Annotated in this window: 16 protein-coding genes; 14 read left to right on the top strand and 2 right to left on the bottom strand. The window is 34.9% G+C overall.

Annotated features, from left to right (window positions below):
- Positions 1 to 24 precede the first annotated feature (24 nt).
- The 8 genes from accC to AAEU33_RS07135 all read left to right on the top strand — a co-directional run bounded on the left by accC (position 25) and on the right by AAEU33_RS07135 (position 8,055).
- The gene (gene accC, locus AAEU33_RS07170) at positions 25 to 1,380 is read left to right on the top strand and encodes an acetyl-CoA carboxylase biotin carboxylase subunit (protein WP_172280855.1); all 1,356 of its coding nucleotides are present in this window, start codon (positions 25 to 27) and stop codon (positions 1,378 to 1,380) included.
- Positions 1,381 to 1,481: 101 nt separating this feature from the next.
- Entirely contained in the window at positions 1,482 to 2,729 is a 1,248-nt protein-coding gene (gene rocD / locus AAEU33_RS07165) for an ornithine--oxo-acid transaminase (RefSeq protein ID WP_345991705.1), read from the top strand.
- Entirely contained in the window at positions 2,729 to 3,520 is a 792-nt protein-coding gene (locus AAEU33_RS07160) for a glycosyltransferase family 2 protein (RefSeq protein WP_345991703.1), read from the top strand. The genes rocD and AAEU33_RS07160 overlap by 1 nt, the downstream gene beginning before the upstream one ends.
- Positions 3,517 to 4,281: a polysaccharide deacetylase family protein gene (locus tag AAEU33_RS07155; RefSeq protein ID WP_345991700.1), complete on the top strand. Its 765-nt coding sequence runs from the start codon at positions 3,517 to 3,519 to the stop codon at positions 4,279 to 4,281. The genes AAEU33_RS07160 and AAEU33_RS07155 overlap by 4 nt, the downstream gene beginning before the upstream one ends.
- Before the next feature lie 39 nt (positions 4,282 to 4,320).
- Complete coding sequence (locus AAEU33_RS07150) at positions 4,321 to 5,070, top strand: glycosyltransferase family 2 protein (protein WP_345991698.1); 750 nt, start codon at positions 4,321 to 4,323, stop codon at positions 5,068 to 5,070.
- Between the two features lie 4 nt (positions 5,071 to 5,074).
- Complete coding sequence (locus tag AAEU33_RS07145; RefSeq protein ID WP_345991697.1) at positions 5,075 to 6,058, top strand: hypothetical protein; 984 nt, start codon at positions 5,075 to 5,077, stop codon at positions 6,056 to 6,058.
- Positions 6,059 to 6,062: 4 nt separating this feature from the next.
- A complete protein-coding gene (locus AAEU33_RS07140; RefSeq protein ID WP_345991695.1) occupies positions 6,063 to 7,028 on the top strand; it encodes a lipopolysaccharide core biosynthesis protein rfaS in 966 nt (321 codons plus the stop codon).
- The gene (locus AAEU33_RS07135; RefSeq protein ID WP_345991693.1) at positions 7,018 to 8,055 is read left to right on the top strand and encodes a glycosyltransferase; all 1,038 of its coding nucleotides are present in this window, start codon (positions 7,018 to 7,020) and stop codon (positions 8,053 to 8,055) included. The genes AAEU33_RS07140 and AAEU33_RS07135 overlap by 11 nt, the downstream gene beginning before the upstream one ends.
- A gap of 75 nt (positions 8,056 to 8,130) precedes the next feature.
- Here AAEU33_RS07135 and AAEU33_RS07130 read toward each other — a convergent pair whose 3' ends face one another.
- The gene (locus tag AAEU33_RS07130) at positions 8,131 to 9,561 is read right to left on the bottom strand and encodes an MAC/perforin domain-containing protein (protein WP_345991691.1); all 1,431 of its coding nucleotides are present in this window, start codon (positions 9,559 to 9,561) and stop codon (positions 8,131 to 8,133) included.
- 358 nt (positions 9,562 to 9,919) lie between these two features.
- Between AAEU33_RS07130 and gltX the strand changes: the two genes are divergently transcribed.
- Entirely contained in the window at positions 9,920 to 11,440 is a 1,521-nt protein-coding gene (gene gltX / locus AAEU33_RS07125) for a glutamate--tRNA ligase (protein WP_345991689.1), read from the top strand.
- 37 nt (positions 11,441 to 11,477) lie between these two features.
- Positions 11,478 to 12,434 carry an acetyl-CoA carboxylase carboxyltransferase subunit alpha gene (locus AAEU33_RS07120; RefSeq protein ID WP_172280876.1) on the top strand — a complete coding sequence of 319 codons (957 nt, stop codon included), beginning with the start codon at positions 11,478 to 11,480 and terminating at the stop codon, positions 12,432 to 12,434.
- A 61-nt stretch (positions 12,435 to 12,495) separates the two neighbouring features.
- Here AAEU33_RS07120 and AAEU33_RS07115 read toward each other — a convergent pair whose 3' ends face one another.
- Positions 12,496 to 13,191, bottom strand: a complete 696-nt coding sequence (locus tag AAEU33_RS07115) for a DUF6759 domain-containing protein (protein ID WP_172280878.1) — start codon at positions 13,189 to 13,191, stop codon at positions 12,496 to 12,498.
- 143 nt (positions 13,192 to 13,334) lie between these two features.
- Here AAEU33_RS07115 and tsf point away from each other — a divergent pair, with 143 nt between their 5' ends.
- The 4 genes from tsf to AAEU33_RS07095 all read left to right on the top strand — a co-directional run bounded on the left by tsf (position 13,335) and on the right by AAEU33_RS07095 (position 23,100).
- On the top strand, positions 13,335 to 14,162 hold the full coding sequence (gene tsf / locus AAEU33_RS07110) for a translation elongation factor Ts (protein WP_172280880.1): 828 nt from the start codon (positions 13,335 to 13,337) through the stop codon (positions 14,160 to 14,162).
- Positions 14,163 to 14,404: 242 nt separating this feature from the next.
- Positions 14,405 to 17,212: a gliding motility-associated C-terminal domain-containing protein gene (locus AAEU33_RS07105; protein WP_345991685.1), complete on the top strand. Its 2,808-nt coding sequence runs from the start codon at positions 14,405 to 14,407 to the stop codon at positions 17,210 to 17,212.
- Between the two features lie 127 nt (positions 17,213 to 17,339).
- Complete coding sequence (locus AAEU33_RS07100; protein WP_345991683.1) at positions 17,340 to 20,141, top strand: T9SS type B sorting domain-containing protein; 2,802 nt, start codon at positions 17,340 to 17,342, stop codon at positions 20,139 to 20,141.
- A 133-nt stretch (positions 20,142 to 20,274) separates the two neighbouring features.
- Complete coding sequence (locus AAEU33_RS07095) at positions 20,275 to 23,100, top strand: T9SS type B sorting domain-containing protein (protein ID WP_345991681.1); 2,826 nt, start codon at positions 20,275 to 20,277, stop codon at positions 23,098 to 23,100.
- Positions 23,101 to 23,200 lie beyond the last annotated feature (100 nt).

Raw genomic sequence — 23,200 nt, 5'->3', positions numbered from 1 at the left:
TATCTAATTTTCAAATTGAAGAAGATGTTCAAAAAAATATTAATAGCCAACCGTGGCGAGATTGCAATGCGTATTCTTCGTACTTGCAAAGAAATGGGGATCAAAACCGTTGCAGTTTACTCTACTGCAGATAAAGACAGTCTTCACGTAAGATTTGCCGATGAAGCAGTTTGTATTGGTCCTGCAATGAGCAAAGACTCATACCTTAAAATTCCAAATATCATCGCTGCTGCAGAGATTACTAATGCAGATGCTATTCACCCTGGTTATGGATTCCTATCTGAAAATGCGAATTTTTCTAGAATCTGTCAGAAAAATGGGATCAAGTTTATTGGTGCTTCCCCAGAACAAATTGAGAAAATGGGTGACAAAGCGAACGCCAAAGCAACCATGAAGGCTGCAGGTGTGCCATGTGTTCCAGGTTCTGACGGTCTTATTGAATCATATGAGCATGCAGTGAAAGTTGCTGAAGAGACAGGATATCCTGTAATGATCAAAGCAACTGCCGGTGGAGGTGGAAAAGGAATGAGAGCTGTCTGGAAAGCAGAAGATCTTAAGGAGCATTGGGATTCTGCCATTCAGGAGGCTGTAGCCGCTTTTGGAAACGGAGGTATGTACATGGAAAAATTAATTGAAGAGCCTAGACATATCGAAATTCAGGTTGCAGGAGATCAATATGGTAAAGCCTGTCACCTTTCTGAAAGAGACTGTTCTGTACAAAGAAGAAATCAAAAATTGACAGAAGAAACTCCTTCTCCGTTTATGACCGATGAACTTCGTGAGAAAATGGGGGCAGCAGCAGTAAAAGCAGCTGAATTCATTGGTTACGAAGGTGTGGGAACAATCGAATTCCTAGTGGACAAACACAGAAATTTCTATTTCATGGAAATGAACACAAGGATTCAGGTAGAACACCCTATTACCGAGCAGGTAATTGATTATGATTTGATCAGGGAACAGATCCTGTTAGCTGCAGGAACTCCAATATCAGGAATCAATTATTACCCGAAATTACATTCAATTGAATGTAGAATTAATGCTGAAGATCCATATGCTGATTTCAGACCTTCTCCAGGAAAAATAACAGGATTAAATATCCCTGGGGGACATGGAATCAGAGTAGACACTCATGTTTACTCAGGGTATACGATCCCTTCTAATTACGACTCTATGATTGCAAAGCTAATTACTACGGCTCAAACCCGTGAAGAAGCAATTGCTAAAATGAGACGTGCATTGGAAGAGTTTTATATTGAAGGAGTAAAAACAACGATTCCTTTCCACAGACAATTAATGGATGACGAAAATTATCTTGCAGGAAACTACACTACAAAGTTCATGGAAGACTTTGTAATGGATAGAAAATATGATAATCATTAAGATTATTTAATATAAAAAACAGAAACTGCCTCAAATCGGGGCAGTTTTTTATTGATACCTTATCATATTAAATTATTAACTTTGTACAAAACCAAAAGAATATGTCAACAGTAGAAACAGAAAAAAATTCACAGTATTTTATCGACCTTGAAGACAAGCATGGAGCACATAATTACCATCCTCTTCCCGTAGTTTTAGACCGAGGAGAAGGTGTATTTGTATGGGATGTAGAAGGCAGGAAATATTATGATTTTCTTTCAGCTTATTCTGCCGTAAACCAGGGCCACTCCCATCCAAAAATCGTAGATGCTTTAGTAAATCAGGCTAAAAAGCTTGCTCTTACTTCAAGAGCTTTTTACAATTCAAAATTAGGAGAGTACGAAAAGAAGATTACTACTTTATTTGGTTTTGATAAAGTGTTACCCATGAACTCTGGCGCTGAAGCAGTAGAAACAGCAGTGAAACTTGCCAGAAAATGGAGTTATGAAGTTAAAGGTATTTCAGAAAGTGCAGCGAAAATAATTGTTTGCGAAAATAATTTCCATGGTAGAACAACTACTATTGTTTCATTTTCTAACGATCCGGATGCGAATCAAAATTATGGGCCTTTTACCCCGGGTTTTATTAAAATCACATATAATGATCTTTCAGCTCTGGAAGAAGTATTAAACAATGAAGCAGAAAATATTGCCGCATTTTTAGTTGAACCCATTCAGGGTGAAGCCGGAGTGTATGTTCCGGATGAGGGCTTTCTTAAAGGAGCTTCTGAGCTGTGTAAAAAACATAATGTTCTTTTTATTGCGGACGAAGTACAGACAGGTATTGCAAGAACCGGGAAAATGATTGCCTGTTACCATGAAAATGTGCAGCCAGATATCCTGATTTTAGGGAAAGCACTTTCCGGAGGAATGTATCCTGTATCTGCTGTTCTTGCTAACAATGAAATCATGAATGTTATTAAACCCGGACAGCACGGTTCAACATTTGGAGGAAATCCAATAGCCTGTGCAGTAGCCGTAGCAGCTTTAGATGTTGTAGCAGATGAGCACCTATCTGAAAGAGCCGAACAATTAGGACAGCTTTTCAGAAATGAGATTCAAAAATTAATTGAAAAATCTGACCTTATTACTAAAGTACGAGGTAAAGGATTGCTAAATGCTATTCTAATCAATGATACTCCTGACAGCTCTACAGCGTGGAACCTGTGTCTGAAATTAAAAGAAAACGGACTGCTTGCCAAGCCTACTCACGGAAATATCATTAGATTAGCACCACCTTTGGTCATTACAGAGGAGCAGTTACTTGATTGTATAGAAATCATTAAAAAAACGATTCTCGAGTTTAAATAATGTCTCTTACTCTGGCTGTCATTACTTATAATGAAGAGCATAACATTGCAAGGCTTTTAGATTCCCTTTATAATATCGTCGATGAAATTATAATCGTCGATAGCTATTCAACTGATCGCACAAAAGAAATTGTTCTTCAACAATATCCCGAGGTCAAGTTTTTTGAAAAGAAATTTAACGGGTATGGTGAACAGAAAAACCATGCCCTTTCTTTATGTTCTGGTGAATGGATCTTATTTCTGGACGCTGATGAAATCCCTGATACGGAACTAAGAAATTCTATCAGGCAGGTAACGTCGTTAAATAATCCTGAATATCATATTTATAAGGCGAAATTTAATAACCACCTAGGGACTCATTTGATAAGGTATGGAGGCTGGGGAACTGTATCCCGAGAAAGATTGTTCAGGAAGGATTCGGCAAAATATTCAGATGATAAAGTACATGAATATCTGATCTCTGATAAAAAAGCAGGAAATCTCGATGGCAGGCTTGATCACTATACTTACAGAAGTATACATTGCCATGTATCAAAAATCAATAAATATTCTGATATGATGGCGGAGAAAATGTTTGAAAAAGGAAAAAGAATCAAGCGTTTTAAGGTTATCGTAAGCCCTGTTTTCGAATTTATAAAAGTTTTTATCTTTAAATTTGGCTTCCTGGATGGGTTTGCCGGATACTATATCGCTAAAACCATGTCTTATTATACATTTCTCAAGTACATTAAACTTCGTGAAAAAATAAAATTAGAAGAACTTGAAAAAAAATACCACAAGAAAGCCGTATGATGTTATCCCTAATTATTATATCTGCTATATTGGTATTCTTAGTGATACATTTCAGACTCTATCTCATTTTCTTCACTGAAAACAGATTGATTATCCTCATGTACCACCAGATAGGAGAAAAAAGTACAGATGACCTCATGGTAAGCCTTGATAATCTTGAGCGTCAGTTTAAATATCTGAAAGACAAAAATTACACTTCTAAATTCTTTTCGGAAATCAACATTCCGACTAAGAATAACATTATATTAACATTCGATGATGGTTATAAAAACAATTTCGACTATCTCCCTTCCCTATTAGAAAAATACAACTTAAAAGCTGTTATATTTATTCCTACAAAATTTATTCAAGAAGGATACAAAGATTATCCCATGATGACTTTTGAAGATATCAGAAATCTTGATCAGAATTATTTTGAGATTGCCTTGCATACTCATGCTCATGAAAATCTGAGAACATTAACACCAGAAGAAATCGAAAAGGATCTTGAAACAAATATGCAAATTCTTAATGACCATCATATTAGGTATAAAAAGGTCCTTGCTTATCCTTATGGGAAATACCCCAAGAAAGATGAGGATAAGAAAAAGCTTTTTCTTACCTTAAAAAAGTTGGGAATTGATTTTGCCGTAAGAATTGGAAACAGAGTAAATTACTATCCATCTAAGAAATATGAGCTATGTAGAATAGATATAAAAGGGGATGACTCCATAGAAAAATTCAAATTAAAACTTATCTTTGGAAAATTAAAACTGTTTTAGAAGACCTAACTTTAATGGTTTTCAAACATCTAAATGGTTATGATAAATATAAGCGGCTTAATCATAACATATAACGAGGAAAAAAATATACAGGAAATCGTTGAATGTTTTGATTTTTGTGATGAAATTATAATTGTAGATTCTTTTAGCACCGATAAAACCTTAGACATTGCTAAAGCTAATCCTAATGTAAAAATCATCCAAAACAAATTTGAAGATTTTACTAAACAAAGAAACATAGCTCTGGATCAGGCTAAAAATGATTGGGTCCTATTTCTGGATGGTGATGAAAGAATTACCCCGGATCTTAAAGCTGAAATAATTAATGAACTTGAAAAACCGCACAAAAAAGATGCTTATTATTTTTACAGAAAATTCTTCTTTGCAGGGAAACCTATTCATTATTCAGGAACCCAGACTGACAAGAACTTCAGATTGTTCAGAAAGTCAAAGGCGAGATATATTTCAGAAAAAAAAGTACATGAAACATTAGAAGTTTCCGGAACAGTCGGAGAATTGAAGAATAAACTACTCCATTTTTCCGTTTCAGATTATGAGTCTTATAAAAACAAAATGATTCATTATGGAATACTGAAAGGACAGGAACTATCAAATAAAGGAAAAAAATTTAATCTAATAACACAATATTCCAAAACAGCGTTCAAATTTTTCAAGGCATACATTTTGCGGTTAGGAATATTAGATGGAAAAGAAGGTTATCAGCTTTCATATTTGCAGGCGTTAAGCACGTATGAAACGTATGAATCATTAAAAAAGGAACAAAAATAGTTGAATGAAGATTTGTGTAATTAGTTATGATTTTTGGGGCTACGACAAACATATTGTAGATACACTATGTAAAAAGGGTATTGATGCACATCATATTAAAATCGGAAACGTTACGCATTCAAACTTTCAGGAGAGAGCAACTAATGCCATCAGTAAGGTTTTTTTAAATAAAAATCTGAAAACGGAGAAAAGACAACAGTTTGTTATCGATTCACTTGCAGCATTAGGTCCGCAGGATCAAATTTTGGTTCTAAATCCTGACACATTTGATATATCTACTCTTCAGGAAATTAAGGCATACAGCAAAAGACTTATTACTTATCTATACGATAGCCTTGAGAGGCTCCCTGTTGAAATTGAAAAACTTAAGCTTTTTGATAAAATTTTTTCATTTGATATTATTGATGTTAAAAAACACGCTTTTGAAAAGCTGACCAATTATATTTATCTGGATCACCATTCTTCGGAGGAGCAGAATCCGGAAATGGATCTTTTCTATATTACATCCTACGACAATAAAAGAGTCTCTTTTATTAAGTTACTTACGAAGAAGTTAATCGCTTTGAATTTAAAATTTCAAATTATGATTATCGGTAAGAAAAGCTGGAAAAATCAACTAAAGAATTTATTTATTACAGTGCCGGAAAGCTTATCCATTATCTTTAGTATCAAGAAAATTTCCCATCAGGACCTTCCGGGATATTATAAAAACTCGAAAGCCCTACTCGATCTTACACGGGAAAACCAACACGGATTAAGTTTCAGGGTTTTTGAAGCAATGGCACTTGAAAAGAAAATCATTACCGACAACATAGCTATTAAAGATTACGACTTTTATAATCCCAACAACATCCTAGTTCTAGATGAAACCTGCAGTAATCTGAATACCCAATTTTTTGAACAGCCTTACGAGAAGATTCCAGACAATATTTATTACTTTTACACAATTGATAATTGGACTAATAAATTATTTGATTTGAATAATTGAGAATATGAAAAAGAAACTCCTATTTATAGCTCCGGGGTATTATGGTTTTAATGAAGTTGTTTTTGAAGGATTAAAAAAATATAGTGAATGTGAGGTTACTCATATTAATTCTACTCTACCATATCAATATAAAAATATTTTTGAAAAAGTATATAATTTTTTTCTGAAAACGTTTCTAAGAAAAAACTTAAAAAATATTAAAAGGGGACAGCACATCCAACATATAATTAACAGTAATGATTATGATATATTACTTGTTAACAGGCCCGATGTATTAAGTCAGGCTGACTTAGCTTCAGCACTACAAAAATCTAAAGTCTCAATTGTTTTATTTTGGGATAGTATTAAAAAAATTCCGGCTCAAAAAGAATATATTAACCAATTTAATATTTGTTGTAGTTTTGATTCTGAAGATTGTGAACATTATCATTTACATTATATAACAAACTTTTATTTTGTTAAAAATAAAAGTACTGCTGTAAAATATGATGTAAGCTATTTAGCAACTTATGATCAAAGAATAGAGGAGACAATTCATTTTTTTGATTATTTTAATTCTAACAACATTTCTGCAAAAGGAAAAATTTTCACATATAAATCAGTCCCAATCAAAGAAGATTTACCCGATAATATAGAAGTAATTCATGAGATTATTCCTTTTTCAAAATCATATAAATATTATCTGGACAGTAAGATAATCCTGGATCTAGCCCATCCTCACCAAAAGGGATTATCTTTTAGGCCTTATGAAGCTTTAGGGCTGAGCAAGAAACTAATTACAACGAATAAAGAGATTATTAACTATGATTTTTATAACCCTAATAACATCCTTGTCGTTGAAGATGTAAAAAATTTGATCATCCCTGAGAATTTTATTACAAATGCATATGAGGAGCCTTTAGATTGGATCAAAGAAAAATATTACATTAAAAACTGGATAAAATCAATAATTTCTTTAAATGAAAACTAAAATATACTTTGTATGTCCTAATAATAAGTTTGCCAGCGGAGGTGTAAAGCAAATCTATCGACAGGTAGAAACACTTAACCGGAATGGCTTTAATGCCGTTATTTTACATAAAAAAATTGGTAAAAAAGATGATTGGTTTAGGACGGAGGTACCAATTGAATATAGCCCATACCTATTCAAAAAACTAAAATATTCATACAAAGAGAAAAAAGTTAACTTTTTTAGAAAAATAGCACTTTCCTTTCTTCAAAGGAAAAGTAAAAAAATTGAAAAAGATTCTATCCTGGTATTCCCTGAAATATATGGTCCACACATACACAATATTGAAAAAGACATTTCAAAGGTTATTTTCAATCAGAACTGCTACTATACTTTTGGATATTTTTCTATACATGAAGATTATCAAATAAACCCATATAATCACCCAAAAACGCTTGCTACTATAGTTGCTTCAGAGGACGCTCTTAATTACATGAAATTTACGTTCCCTTTAGCCAATATATTAAAAATGAGATTGGGAGTAGATTCAAGTGTTTTTAATTTTCATGATAAAAAAGAAAAGCAGATTTGTTTTATGCCAAGAAAACTAGGTGATGATGTTACACAGGTAATTTCAATCTTAAAACAAAGGAAATCTTTAAATGGCTGGAACCTTGTTCCGATAGATAATAAAACTGAGGAAGAAGTTGCGAATATTATGAAAGAAAGTATTCTATTTTTAAGTTTTAATCACAAAGAGGGCTTTGGTTTACCTCCTGTAGAAGCTATGGCCTGTGGTTGTTATGTTATAGGATATCGGGGGCAAGGAGGAAAAGAATATTTTAAAAATGATTTCTCAAGTCCTGTTGAAGATGGAAATATTGTTGAGTTTGTCCAAAAAATAGAAGAAGCATTGAAATCTTATGAAAATAATCCTTCAGAGATCTTGCATAAAGGAAAAATGGCTTCAGACTTTGTTTCCCAAAATTATAATTTGAAAAATGAGGAACTGGATACCGTAAATATTTGGAATAGGATACTTTCGTAAATGAGCAAATATATAAAAAGGCTGCCTGAAGATTCAGACAGCCTTTTTTATTTTTAATTGTTTTAATATAAAAAATTAATTTACCGGGGCATAAAATTCAATTCCTTCATTAACCCAATAACTAGATGGACCTAAGTTTGGATTTGTAGAAAGATAATGATCACCCGTATTTCTTGCTTTATAGTTATATATAGCTACCCTTCCAGCGCCAGGTTCTTTATATGCATAAAAGGCTAACCCGATGTAGATGTTCCAATAAGAAGTAGGTTGCAACGTACTGCTTTTTGAAAAATAGTGCTCTGATCCTGAAGTACTTTTGTAGCAATAAATAGGAATTGTATTAGGAGCTTTGTACCTAAAGGCTCTAAATGTTGGCCCTTCATTCGTCCAATAACTGGATGGTTGCAAATTAGTTTCGAAAGAAAAGTAATGATCACTACTTGGATCATTTTTATAACCATATAACATAGTGGTAGTATAATCTAAAGACACTTGATTATCAATCAAATATTGATCAACATAGGCTTTAAGCTGTGCCTTTTTAACTGGATCCTTTACCAAATCATAAATAATAACCAATCCATTATTCCCAAAATCTACCAAAACAGAGTTATTCGGTGTTGAACTATTTTGCCAGTTTGAAATATTAATCTTAGGATTACTTTGGTCTAAATTTAACTCTCCCATTAACCCTTTCGATGGATCTCCTCCTCTTGTCTTATAAGAAAGCTTTTTAGAATAATTTTTATTAGAGCTTGAAGTTTCAACATCATTGTTAACATTTACATCAACAATAGATGCTACAGCAACCTTAACTCCCACTCTAGCAGCATATTCACGATTTTCATTAGTCGTTTCGGATTGGAATAAAATATCCATTTTTGCTCCTGTATAAATATCTAATAATACGTGAGTCCCATAATCATTAACAATTTGTTGTGGGGTTTTAGTTTGTAAGTCCTGAGTAAACTCTGGTGTCAAATAGTTTGCTAAAACATCAGATGTGGTATTAAACCTTAGTCTCTTTTGTTTAATTGTAAGATTATAACTTCCATATATATATTTAGCATCAAATTTATTATTATTTGTTACAGCTAAATTAAAAGATGCAGAGAGAACTTTTTTAAACAATGGAAATCCTACTGTAGCACCTACTTTAGTTGATACCATTTTAGAATAAGCTTCTGCATTTTCTCCGTATTCTTCTTTATACTCCTGAGTAGCTACATTCTCAGTTACTAATCTGGAAGCCTGCTCTGCTTTAAATCTTGCTATATCAATTACCTGAAATCCGGCAGCATTGGCACTAGCATATTCACCAGTTGCATTATACCCATGTCCTAAAACATCATATATGCCATCTCCAGCAGATTTTCCCGCTGCTGAACGATTCAGGCGGTTCAAGTTTTCTGGTGTGGCCTCATTATTAAGTTCTTCTGTAGAACATGAAGCTAGAAAAAGCATTAGTATAGCACTAATACAAAATGAAAATTGTTTTTTTATCATATTTCTTTTTTTGCAAAAAAAAAATTCCATTCCACAAGATAAAAATATGACCACATGATAGATATCACAAAATAAGGAATTGTACAACATCCATAACCCCTATAAATAAAAGAACAAACGTTCCCAAATATTTGAATTAATTTAAGCCTAATCAATACAATTATTAATTATTTCCAACGCTCATCATTATATAATTGTTAATTTTAACCAAACATATATTTATTCTAAACAGTCTAAAGAATATATGATCCTTACCTAACAATACTATAAGAATTTTATCCTAGAGAAAATATCAGAATCGCAAAATATCTGTTAACCATATATTTTTGAGTAAATTTGCAAAAAATTAAAATTGATAATGGAGAAAGTAAGAGTACGTTTTGCTCCAAGTCCTACAGGACCTTTGCATTTGGGAGGTGTAAGAACCGCATTATATGATTATCTTTTCGCTAAAAATCAAGGTGGCGAGTTTGTATTGAGAATTGAAGATACGGATACAGCAAGATATGTAGAAGGTGCTGAAGAATATATTGAAGAAGCTTTAGAATGGTGTGGAATCATTCCTGATGAAAGTCCTAAAAAAGGAGGAAAATATGCTCCTTATCGTCAATCTGAAAGAAGAGAAATTTACGACAGGTATACTGAGCAGATCTTAAAAACGGATTATGCATATATGGCTTTTGACACTCCTGAAGAACTGGATGCTATTCGTGCAGAATACGAAGCTAAAGGAGATGTTTTTTCTTATGATAACAAAACAAGAAATCGCCTGAGAAACAGCCTTGCATTATCCGAAGAAGAAGTACAAAAACTTTTGGATGAAAAAACACCTTACGTGGTGAGATTCAAAATGCCTGTCGACAGAATTTTAAATCTTGAGGATATTATCCGTGGTAAATCATCTGTAAATACCAATACTTTAGATGATAAAGTTTTGGTTAAAAATGATGGAATGCCCACTTATCACTTTGCCAATGTAATCGACGACCATGAGATGAAAATAACTCATGTTATTCGTGGAGAAGAATGGTTACCTTCTTTGGGCTTACATACTTTATTATATGAAGCAATGCAATGGGAAGCTCCACAATTTGCTCATCTTTCACTTATTTTAAAACCAGAAGGAAAAGGCAAACTTAGCAAAAGAGATGGTGATAAATTCGGATTTCCTGTATTTCCGTTAGATTTCAAAGATCCCGAAACCGGAAATATCTCCAAAGGTTACAGAGAAAACGGATATCTTCCGGATGCATTTATTAATATGGTCGCTCTCTTAGGATGGTCCCCTGCTGATGATAAGGAAATTCTTCCATTGAAAGAAATGATAAAAGAATTTGATCTTCACAAAGTTCATAAAGCAGGTGCGAGATTCAGTAAAGAGAAAGCGGAGTGGTTCAACCATCAATATATTCAGTTAAAGTCTGATAAAGAACTTCTTGACATTTTAAAAAGTACAGATCTTGATTTATCCCACATTTCTGATGATAAACTAATCAGAATTATCCATCTTATGAAGGAAAGGGCAACATTTCCAAAAGACATTTATGAAAATGGAAAATTCTTCTTTGAAGCTCCTACTTCCTATGATGAAAAAGCATCAAAGAAAGCGTGGAATGAAGACACTGCAACCATTTTAAGTGAACTTTCTGTTGTTTTAGAAAAAACAGAAACGTTCAATGCAGAAACATTGAAGCAGGTGGTACATGATTTTGCAGATAACAAGGGCCTTGGAATGGGCAAAGTAATGATGCCTTTACGTCTCGCTCTTGTAGGAGAATTGAAAGGGCCGGATGTCCCAGATATCATGGAACTGCTTGGAAAAGAAGAAACTATAGTAAGAATAGACAATGCTACAATAATTTTAAATAGAGTTTCATAATTTTTCATAAATTTGAACGATATAATTTACTTCAAGAATGGAATATTTAAGTTTCGAACTTCCTATAAAAGAATTAATGGACCAATACCAAACATGTTCTTTAGTAGGAGAAGAAAGTGGTGTTGATGTAAAATTAGCATGTAGTCAAATTGAGGATAAGATCATAGAGAAGAAAAAAGAGATCTATGGAAACCTTACTCCTTGGCAAAGAGTACAACTATCCCGTCACCCTGATCGTCCTTATGCATTGGATCATATCAATGGTATTGCAGACAAGGGTAGTTTTCTGGAGCTCCACGGAGACAGAAATTTTGCAGATGATCCGGCATTGGTTGGAGGCTTAGCTACTCTGGATGGTCACAAAGTAATGATCATCGGAACCCAAAAAGGGAGAACAACCAAAGAAAGACAGCACAGAAGATTTGGGATGCCAAATCCTGAAGGATATAGAAAAGCTCTTAGACTAATGAAATTAGCTGAAAAATTCCGCATCCCGGTTGTAACTTTAGTGGACACACCTGGAGCATATCCAGGATTAGAAGCAGAAGAACGTGGACAAGGTGAAGCTATTGCCCGAAACATTTTTGAAATGGTTCAGCTTAAAACTCCGATATTCACTTACATTATTGGTGAAGGAGCTAGCGGTGGAGCATTAGGAATAGGTGTTGGAAATAAAGTATATATGCTGGAAAACACATGGTATACTGTAATTGCACCTGAAAGCTGTTCTTCTATATTGTGGAGAAACTGGGATCACAAGGAAGATGCAGCGAATGCATTAAATCTTACCCCACAAGATGCCTTAAGAGAAAAATTCATTGATGGGATTATCGAAGAACCTCTGGGAGGAGCACACTACGATCCTGAAACAGCATATTTGAATTTGAAAAGTTCAATTTTGCAAAACATAAAAGCTTTCTCTAAGTTTACAGGACAGGAACTTGAAACTCAACGTCAAGAAAAATTCATTGCCATGGGGCAATTTAAAGGATAAAAATAAAAACGGTTAAGAAATTCTTAACCGTTTTTTTATTCTATATTGATCATTCAATTTTTTATTCAGAAACATTCAGCTCAATCTCAATATCTTTGCTGATCTTTTTTATGGAAGAATATTTTGCATCACAAACCATTGTTGTCAAAACATATTCTCCCTTATCTATTAAAATAAAATTCTGCCCTTTTGCAGGAACACTTAGATTGTAATATTTTTTCCCGCTGATCTTTACAATCAAATTACAGTTCGATCTATTTTTAATATTGATGTATGCCTCTTTTAAATTAGTATCATTGCTAAAAAGATGAGTAAGCATAGCAGCAGTCCTTTTATTCTCTTCACTTGGTTCTGATTTTTTACTTCCGCTTACGCTGGCATAATTTACTTTTGTTTCAGAAGGTGCAGATGCTGAATTTACGGCTAGTGTTTTGCCACTGTTCAATTCATTATTTTTAACAATTTTTTCTATTTTTTCTTTACTAATAGGCTTAATAGTTGGTTTTGCCTCAGGAGAATTATCCGCCATAATTATTTCTATCAGCTTCCTTTTAAAGTAATCTGTTTTTGCATGATTCGGGTTTTGTTTTAAAAATCCGGCTATTACTCTTGCCTCCTTTGAACTTTCAGCATCCTGTTCAGTATATATTATCAAAGTCTCTTTTTCCACAACAGCTTTAGATTTGGCCCTTTTCTTCTTCTGAGAAAAGCCAAGTGTAAAAATGCATAAAAATATAAGGAGAAATATTTTTTTCATTAACTAAGCATTTTAAAATTATTAACAAATAAATAACGTGAAAAGTCAATTTTTAGTTTGTCATTAAAATCATTATCTTTGCACTGCTCAAAAATAAACTAAAAAATCAAAACTAATTCTTAATAAAAAAAATAATAGATATTATGTCTTATACACCAGCTGCTGCAGACGTAGCAAAATTGAGAAACCAAACAGGTGCAGGTATGATGGACTGCAAAAAAGCTTTAGTAGAAGCTGAAGGAGATTTCGAAAAAGCAGTAGATATCCTTAGAAAAAAAGGACAAAAAGTTGCGGCTAACAGAGCTGACAGAGAATCTACTGAAGGAGTTGTTATTGCAAGAGTAAATGAAGATAACACTTTAGGTGCTGTTATTTCTTTAAATTGTGAGACTGACTTTGTTGCTAAAAACGAAGCGTTCATCGAGTTAGCTTATGAGTTAGCTGAAATGGCAATTTTTGCTGCAACTAAAGAAGAGCTTCTAGCTACAGACTTCCACGGAATTACTGTTGCTGAAAAACTTATCGAGCAAACAGGAGTTATTGGTGAAAAAATTGAGATCGGTGCTTTTGAAAGACTAGAAGGTCCTTTCTTAGGAGCTTATATCCACGCTGGAAACAAAATCGCTGCAATTACATCTCTTTCTTCTAAAGTAGAAGGAGCTGATGAAGCTGCTAAAGCTGTTTCTATGCAGGTTGCTGCAATGAACCCTATCGCTCTTGACGAAACAAGAGTTTCTCAGGAAACTATTGACAAGGAATTAGAAATCGAAAGAGAACTTCTTACTAAAGAAGGTAAGCCTGAAAACATTATCGACAACATCCTTAAAGGTAAAATGCAGAAATTCTACAAAGAAAACACTTTGGTTCACCAGGCATTTATTAAAGATGGAAGCCAATCTGTTGCAGACTATGTAAAATCTGTTAATGGAGATTTAAAAGTTACAGGATTTGTAAGAGTAAGTCTTAACTAATCTTGTCTTCTTAAGATAAATAAAATCCCGATGAAAATTCATCGGGATTTTTTTATGCTCTTACTATTATTTTTGAACTTAAAATCGCCATGGTAAAAATTATTCTTTTTACGATTATAATTTTCATACACTCAAAAGATTTTTGACATATAATTATGAATTATTTTTTATTTTAGCCCGTAATTTATTAATGATATATCAAATATTATTTTAAATTTGTAGAAATCCTAATTCCCAAGTTTATGAAAAGATTTCTACTCAGTTTATTACTGTTCTTTTTTACAATTAACCTATTTTTCGCACAAAGAGATACTGAGCACTGGATAGCCCCTTATTATGATACCGTTGGAGGATATACCAATGCACTATATTTATCTACAGATTCGGTCACTCCCTTTGATGTACAAATTTATAATAATAATGCCGTGGTTACCACTGTTACAATCAGTAAAGGGAGCCCACAGGTCTATACCATCACGGACAATGCCCTTATAATGGCCAACACTACAGCAAATGCTTTTACTGCAACAAGTAAGGGACTATACCTTAAAGGGGACAAGCCTTTTTATTGTAGTTTAAGATTAGCACAAAGCGTACATGGTGAAATCATCACCAGTAAAGGAAAAGCGGGTATTGGTAAAGAATTTTTCGTAGCATCCAGCCCTAACACTTCAACAAGTTCACTATACAATTTTACCGCAGGAATTCTTGCTACAGAAGATAACACAACTGTAACTGTCTCATGGAATGGCACAGGCGTTACTTTTTATGGAGGAACACCTACAGGAAATTCACATACTTTCACGTTAAACAAAGGACAATCATTTATATTTGCAGGTTCCGGGAATTCCAGCCCAAATCTTACCGGATTTATCGGTGCTAAAGTTGTCTCCGACAAACCCGTTACATTAACCAATGGTAGCTGCAATGGAAATTTCGGGATATTAGGATCCGGAGGTTCTGACCCTGTTCTCGACCAGTCTGTCCCTGTAGAAAGACTGGGTAATACTTTTGCCATGGTCAAAACTAGGTCCACAGCCCCATCTCAAAATATGGAAGGCGGAATCATCATAGCCACAGAAGATAATACTGATATATTTTTAAATGGCTCTCCTACTGCTGTAGCAACAATCAATGCGGGACAATGGTATAGAATCAACGAAACAAGTTATGTAACACAAACCGGAGCAGGGACACATTCCAATATGTTTATTTCCACATCAAAAAAAGTATACTTATATCAATTTGTAGCTGTAGGAGATAGTAACGCAACTTGTGGATTTAATTACATCCCACCTCTAAACTGTTTCCTGCCTAGAAAGATTGATGAAATTGGAAACATTAATCAGATGCCGGGTATTTCAAGTGGAATTACATTAAAGCTAAACATTTTAACAGAGACAGGAGCAGCTGTTTTAGTGAACGGAGTCGCTCCGACTGCCGCACAAGGACCTTACCCATTGACCGGAAATACTCAATGGCAAACCTATGCCATTGAAGGGATTACAGGAAATGTGTCCATCACATCTACAAAAGCGGTAACTGCAGGAATTAACGGTGGATATAGCTCCGCAGGATATGGGGGTTACTTTGCAGGATTTTCATCAGTCCCAGTAATCAGTAAAAAGACCGGTGAGTGTGTCCCTGGTATTGTTTTGGAAGTTGACGATGGATATGAAACTTATCAATGGTACCTAAACGGGGTTGCCATTCCTGGCGCTACTACCAACACTTACACGCCTACCCAAGCAGGAAATTATACCGTGAAAGTTGGTATGGGAACATGTCCTCCTGTAACAACACCTATTTATAAGGTTTTCAATTGTATTAAAAATACAACAACCAGTATAAATGCTTGTGCAACTAAAATTATAACCCCAACCTTTTCAAGCTCTACACAGACACCTGTACCGAGTACTGTATCCATTTTAACAGCACCTACTCACGGAACAGCAGTCCTAAACCCTTCTACAGGAATAATAACTTATAATCCTGCACCGGGATATTTAGGACCAGATGTAATCGTTTATACTTTCTGTGGAAATGCTCCGGAATTCATCGACTGCGAAACAGTAACTGTAAATCTGACAGTTGTCCCTTTTATCGTAAAGGATGCCACCCTGGAAGCATGCCAGTATGAAGACAAAGCCTATTTTGATTTAACAACAGCAAACGTTATTGATTTTAATTTAGTAACAAAAAAATACTATCCTACTTTAGCTGACCTGAACGCTAATACCAATCAGATCACAGAACCTCAACACTATGGTTCTGCAGGAGGAGTTGTTTATGTTAAAATTACAAGTAATGAGGGATGTACTGGAATTGCAAAAATTACACTAATTGCAAAACCTATTAAGAAATCTCCTACTCTGCTTGATAAATATATTTGTATTGATTCAAGAACCAATCTTGATGCAGGCCCTGGTTACGATTCATATCAATGGAGCACGGGTGCCACTACACAATCCATAGAAGGAGTAGGAGTTGGTGAATACACCGTTATTCTTGGAAAAGACGGATGCTTTGTTACACAGATTGTAAACGTAATTAAAACTCAAGATCCTGTAATTACTCAGATTGAAATCTCTAACAATACGGCAACTGTTATTGTAACTGGTGGTACACCACCTTATAAATATTCCGTAGACGGAACATCAAACTGGCAGGATTCAAATGTATTTACCAACCTTTCCAGAGGGCAACATACATTCTATGTAAAAGATGCCAATAATTGCACCCCTATTTCTGTTGAAATTACGGTTCCTAACCTAATCAACGCAATAACTCCAAACGGCGACAATATCAACGATTATATTGATTACAGTGAACTGGGTTATAAAGAGAATCTTAGTTTTGTCATCTATGACAGGTACGGAAATAAAATATTCACCGGTGACAAATTCAACAATTACAAATGGGATGGAAGACATTTCGATAAAAAGATAGTGACCGGAACTTATTGGTACCACATCAACTGGAATGAATCCAACAAAGAAAAAACACCTATAAAATATACGGGCTGGATTTTAGTAAAAAATAGAAATTAACATTAAATAATTATTAAATAATTAGACCACGATTAATTAATCGTGGTTTTTTATTGTTGTAATAGATTATTGTTAAAACATATCAAATAATCTACTATTTTTGTATAAAATTATAATTCCCAATACCATGAAAAAACATTTATTCAGTCTAGTTCTGGTTCTTTTTATAATTAATACACTCTTTGCCCAGAGGGATACAGACCACTGGATAGCGCCTTATTACGATTCTGTAGGTGGTTATACTAATGCATTATATTTATCCACGGATTCAGTAACCCCATTTGAAGTAAAAATTTACAATAACAATTCTATTATAGGAACTGTTATAATAAGCAAAGGAAACCCACAAACATATACACTCAATAACAATTTAATTTTAGCGACCTCCCCAACTGATGGTTTTACTGTAACGGGTAAAGGCCTATACCTTAAGGCAGATAAACGTTTTTATTGTAGCTTAAGAATGGCACAAAGTGCCCATGGGGAGATAATAACCTGTAAAGGAAAGGCAGGTATTGGTAAAGAATTTTTCGTAGCATCCAGCCCTAATACTTCGACAAGTTCTATTTATAATTTTACCGCAGGAATTCTTGCTACAGAAGATAATACTATTGTAACTGTTTCATGGAATGGCACAGGAATGACCTTCTACGGAGGAACACCTACAGGAAATTCACATACTTTTACATTAAACAAAGGACAATCATTTATATTTGCAGGCTCTGGGAGTTCTAGCCCAAATCTTACCGGATTTATCGGTGCTAAAGTTGTTGCCAACAAACCAGTCGCGCTTACCAACGGTAGCTGCAATGGAAATTTTGGGATATTAAGCTCAGGAGGTTCTGACCCTGTTCTCGACCAGTCTGTCCCTGTAGAAAGGCTGGGTAATACTTTTGCCATGGTTAAAACTCGCTCTACTGATCCTGCCCAAAATATGGAAGGCGGAATTATCATAGCCACAGAAGATAATACAGATATATTTTTAAATGGCTCCCCCAATGCTATAGCAACAATCAATGCAGGACAATGGTATAGAATTAATGAAACCAGTTATGTAACACAAACCGGAGCGGGAACACATTCCAATATGTTCATTTCCACATCAAAAAAAGTATACTTATATCAACTTGTAGCCGTGGGTAGCAGTAATGCAACTTGTGGATTTAATTACATCCCACCTCTAAACTGTTTCCTGCCCAGGAAGATTGATGAAATCGGAAACATTAACCAAATGCCGAATATAGCAAGTCCCATCACTTTGAAATTAAATATCCTAACTGAAACAGGAGCAGCTGTTTTAGTAAACGGAGTCACTCCGACTGCCGCACAAGGGCCTTACCCATTGACAGGAAATACCCAATGGCAAACCTATGCTATTGAAGGGATTACAGGCAATATATCTATTACATCTACAAAAGCGGTAACTGCGGGAATTAACGGCGGATATAGCACAGCAGGATATGGAGGTTACTTTGCAGGATTTTCATCAGTCCCAGTAATTACTAAAAAGATCGGCGAATGTGTTCCTGGTATTGTTTTGGAGGTTGACGATGGATATGAAACTTATCAATGGTATTTAAACGGAGTTGCTATTCCTGGCGCTACTACCAATACTTACACTCCTACCCAGGCAGGTAACTACACCGTTAAAGTAACAATGGGAAGCTGCCCGGTAACAACTCCAATTTATAAGGTTTTTACCTGCATGAAAAATACAACAACCAATATAAATATATGTGCCACAAAAGTTATAACCCCAACATTCTCAAGCTCTACACAGACACCTGTACCGAGTACTGTATCCATTTTAACAGCACCTACTCACGGAACAGCAGTTCTAAACCCTTCTATAGGTATAATAACTTATAATCCTATACCGGGATATTTAGGATCAGATGTAATCGTTTATACTTTCTGTGGAAATGCTCCGGAATTCATCGATTGTGAAACAGTAACCTTAAACCTATCAATAGTCCCTTTTATCGTAAAGGATGCTACTTTAGAGGCATGCCAGTATGAAGATAAGGCTTACTTTAATTTAACAAACGCCAACATAACTGATAATCAACAGGTAACAAAAAAATACTATCCTACTTTAGCTGACCTGAACGCTAATACCAATCAGATCACCAATCCACAAAATTACGAATCTACAGGAGGAGTTGTGTATGTTAAAATTACAAGTAATGAGGGATGTACTGGAATTGCAAAAATTACACTAATTGCAAAACCTATTAAGAAATCTCCTACTCTGCTTGATAAATATATTTGTATTGATTCAAGAACCAATCTTGATGCAGGTCCTGGTTATGATTCATATCAATGGAGCACGGGTGCCACTACACAATCCATAGAGGGAGTAGGAGTTGGTGAATACACCGTTATTCTTGGAAAAGACGGATGCTTTGTTACACAGATTGTAAAGGTTATCAAAACTCAGGATCCTGTAATTACTCAGATTGAAATCTCTAACAATACGGCAACTGTTATTGTAACTAGTGGCACACCACCTTACAAATATTCCGTAGACGGAACATCAAACTGGCAGGAATCAAATGTATTTACCAACCTTTCCAGAGGGCAACATACATTCTACGTAAAAGATGCCAATAATTGTAAACCGATTTCTGTAGAGATTACAGTTGTCAATCTTATTAATGCCATAACTCCTAATGATGATGGACATAATGATTATATTGACTACAGTGCTTTGTCATATAAAGAGAATCTTATTCTAGTTATCTATGACAGGTACGGAAATAAAATATTCACCGGCGATAAATTCAATAATTACAAATGGGATGGAAAACATTTAGGCAAAAAAATTTCCACAGGAACTTACTGGTATCACATTAACTGGAATGAATCCAACAAAGAAAAAACACCTGTTAAATATACGGGTTGGATTTTGGTAAAAAACAGAAATTAAATTTTACAATATTTGCGAACCACGATCCTAGAATTGTGGTTTCTTTTTATTATTTTATTGCATTTTTTTCAAATTAATTGATGATATATCAAATAATCTCCTATTTTTGCAACAATCCTAAATTCCCATATCTATGAAAAGATTTTTACTTAGTTTATTCTTATTTTTATTATCCTATAATTGCCTTTTTGCACAAAGAGATACAGACCATTGGTTTGCTCCTTATTTTGATAGCTCATCTTCGTCAGCTACAAACTACGCACACGGGCTTTACTTTTCTACTGACTCTGTCACTCCTTTTGATGTCAAAATTTATAGTAATAATGCATTAATCGGAACCGTTACTATTAGTAAAAACAGCCCCCAATCCTTCACTTTGGGCGCCCAATACATTAGAACAACAAGCTCTTCAAGTGCTGCTGTTCCCACAAATCTTGGAGTTTATACCAAAGGAGACAAGCCTTATTTCGCTTCTTTAAGAATATACAATATTTCTCACGGAGAAATTGTTACTTCTAAGGGGAAAGCGGGAATTGGAACTCAATTTTATGCCGCAGCGACTCCTATGACTGTTAGTTCCACATCTAATAACTTCACAACGGGAATAATGGCAACAGAAGATAATACTACCGTTACCATTTCCGGATATGATCCCAATATACAATTCATTAATAATACCACTCCTCCACTATCACTTACGACGACATTAAACAAGGGACAATCCTATATTCTTGCCGGACTTGGAAATACCGTTGCTAACCAGACGGGATTTATTGGAGCAAAAATTGTTGCTGATAAACCTATATCCGTTACCAATGGTAATTCAAATGGGTTTTATGCAACAACAACATCTGCTGATGGTTCGGATTTAATTATGGACCAGTCCGTACCAACGAACAGACTTGGGAATGAGTTTGCCATGGTAAAAAGTATTTCCACAAGCCAGAACAATATGGAAGGAGGAATTATAATTGCCACAGAAAACAATACCGAAATTTATCTTAATGCGGGAACAACTCCAGTTGCTACCATCAACGAGGGAGACTATTACAGAATTATGGCCAATGACTATGCTACTCAAGCGGGCGGTCACTCTAATATCTATATCCGTACTACAAAAAATGTTTATTTGTACCAATTAATTGGTGCCGGCTCTGCCAATAATACGGGAGGTTACAATTACATCCCCCCTTTAAATTGTTTCCTTCCCCGAAAAATAGATGAAATCGGGAAAATTCAGGAAATGCCAACCTATACAGGAACTGTTAATTTGAAACTTAATATTTTAACTGAAGCCGGTGCAGCAGTTACTGTAAATGGTGCTACTCCAACCGCAGCACAGGGACCATTTCCTCTTACAGGAAATACACAATGGGTAACATATGGTATACAAGGAATTACAGGAAATGTTACCATTACATCAACAAAAGCCGTAACTGCCGGAATCAACGGTGGATATAGCACGGCGGGTTATGGCGGATACTTCGCCGGATTCTCATCAATCCCTGTAATCGCGAAGCAAACCGGAGACTGTATTCCAGGAATAGTTTTAGAGGTAGACGACAGTTTTGAAACCTACCAATGGTCTCTAAACGGAAATCCAATTCCGGGTGCAACTTCCAACTCTTACACTCCAACTCAGGCGGGAAATTATACCGTAAGAATTACCGTAGGAAGCTGCCCTCCTGCTACAACACCTGTATACAAAGTATTCTCTTGCCTTGAACAATCTACAAAATCTCTAATCATGTGTGAGGGATACCAGGCGATTGTCCCTGAATTTACAAATTCAACCCAAACTTATGTTCCGGGAACGGTAACCATTGTAACTCCACCAGCGAATGGAACCGCAACAATTGATCCTGTAACCGGCGTTATTACTTATGTTCCGAATTTCGGATACTTTGGTCCTGATACTATTGTATATAAATTCTGCGGAAATGCTCCGGAATTTATTGATTGCGAACAGGTAACGTTAAACTTAACAGTTTCTTCAACGCCAACTGTTACGAATGCAGCATTGAGAGCCTGCTTCCTGGAGCAAAATCCTTCAACCGGACTATTTAATCTTACTTTGGCTGCAGTAACCACACAGGCTGGAACCACAAAAAAATATTACCCATCACCTACTGATGCAGTAAATGGGACAAATGAAATTACAAATCCTACTACCTACATTGCACCAACCGGAGTTGTGTATATTAAAGTAAGCAATGCCAACGGATGTTACAGAGTTGCGGAAGTTACCCTGACTGTTCTGGCACCTGTAAAATCTACAGTACTGGTTGATAAAATCATCTGTATGGAAGATAAAACCACACTTGATGCAGGCCCCGGATTTGCTTCTTATCTATGGAGTACAGGAGCTACTACACAGTCTATTACTAACGTGGGAGTCGGTACTTATTCTGTCCAATTAAAAACGGGTGAATGTACAACAACACAAACGGTTAATGTATATCCCGCAGAGCAACCTGTTATTTCTAATGTTGACATAACCAGTAATGCTATAACAGTATATGCTATAGGAGGCACTCCTCCTTATAAATATTCTATTGATAACATAAACTGGCAGGACTCTAATGTATTTAATAATATTCCACGTGGAGATGCTGTTGTATATGTTAAAGACGCCTATGACTGTGATCCTATTTTTGTTTCCGTTACTATTCCAAACCTGGTTAATGTAATTACACCAAATGATGATGGTGTAAATGATGTAATTGATTATTCGTCATTATCATACAAACCAAATTTAACATTCAATATCTATGACAGGTATGGTGCTAAAATCCATCAGGGAGATAAAACCAATGGCTATAAATGGAATGGAACAACCAATGGAAGTAAAAGAGTATCTACAGGAAACTATTGGTTTGATATTAGCTGGAATGAGCCTAATAAAAAGCAAACACCAATAAAATATTCCGGCTGGATCCTTGTAAAAAACAGAGAATAAGATTTTCTTGAATAATAATAAAAACCACGATTTCGAATCGTGGTTTTTTTATTATTTTTTCAACATATTACTACTTATTATTATTAAATTTGCGTTAAAA

The sequence above is a fragment of the Chryseobacterium sp. Chry.R1 genome (assembly GCF_039645525.1).
Lineage (GTDB): Bacteria > Bacteroidota > Bacteroidia > Flavobacteriales > Weeksellaceae > Chryseobacterium > Chryseobacterium proteolyticum.
The sequence above is the reverse complement of the archived record's forward strand: the minus strand, read 5'-3'. Positions and strand labels throughout refer to the sequence as shown.

Bases quoted from the DNA above. Each gene is read 5' to 3' on its own strand.
- accC (WP_172280855.1), top strand. From the start codon at position 25: ATGTTCAAAAAAATATTAATAGCCAACCGTGGCGAGATTGCAATGCGT.
- rocD (WP_345991705.1), top strand. From the start codon at position 1,482: ATGTCAACAGTAGAAACAGAAAAAAATTCACAGTATTTTATCGACCTT.
- AAEU33_RS07160 (WP_345991703.1), top strand. From the start codon at position 2,729: ATGTCTCTTACTCTGGCTGTCATTACTTATAATGAAGAGCATAACATT.
- AAEU33_RS07155 (WP_345991700.1), top strand. From the start codon at position 3,517: ATGATGTTATCCCTAATTATTATATCTGCTATATTGGTATTCTTAGTG.
- AAEU33_RS07150 (WP_345991698.1), top strand. From the start codon at position 4,321: ATGATAAATATAAGCGGCTTAATCATAACATATAACGAGGAAAAAAAT.
- AAEU33_RS07145 (WP_345991697.1), top strand. From the start codon at position 5,075: ATGAAGATTTGTGTAATTAGTTATGATTTTTGGGGCTACGACAAACAT.
- AAEU33_RS07140 (WP_345991695.1), top strand. From the start codon at position 6,063: ATGAAAAAGAAACTCCTATTTATAGCTCCGGGGTATTATGGTTTTAAT.
- AAEU33_RS07135 (WP_345991693.1), top strand. From the start codon at position 7,018: ATGAAAACTAAAATATACTTTGTATGTCCTAATAATAAGTTTGCCAGC.
- AAEU33_RS07130 (WP_345991691.1), bottom strand. From the start codon at position 9,561: ATGATAAAAAAACAATTTTCATTTTGTATTAGTGCTATACTAATGCTT.
- gltX (WP_345991689.1), top strand. From the start codon at position 9,920: ATGGAGAAAGTAAGAGTACGTTTTGCTCCAAGTCCTACAGGACCTTTG.
- AAEU33_RS07120 (WP_172280876.1), top strand. From the start codon at position 11,478: ATGGAATATTTAAGTTTCGAACTTCCTATAAAAGAATTAATGGACCAA.
- AAEU33_RS07115 (WP_172280878.1), bottom strand. From the start codon at position 13,191: ATGAAAAAAATATTTCTCCTTATATTTTTATGCATTTTTACACTTGGC.
- tsf (WP_172280880.1), top strand. From the start codon at position 13,335: ATGTCTTATACACCAGCTGCTGCAGACGTAGCAAAATTGAGAAACCAA.
- AAEU33_RS07105 (WP_345991685.1), top strand. From the start codon at position 14,405: ATGAAAAGATTTCTACTCAGTTTATTACTGTTCTTTTTTACAATTAAC.
- AAEU33_RS07100 (WP_345991683.1), top strand. From the start codon at position 17,340: ATGAAAAAACATTTATTCAGTCTAGTTCTGGTTCTTTTTATAATTAAT.
- AAEU33_RS07095 (WP_345991681.1), top strand. From the start codon at position 20,275: ATGAAAAGATTTTTACTTAGTTTATTCTTATTTTTATTATCCTATAAT.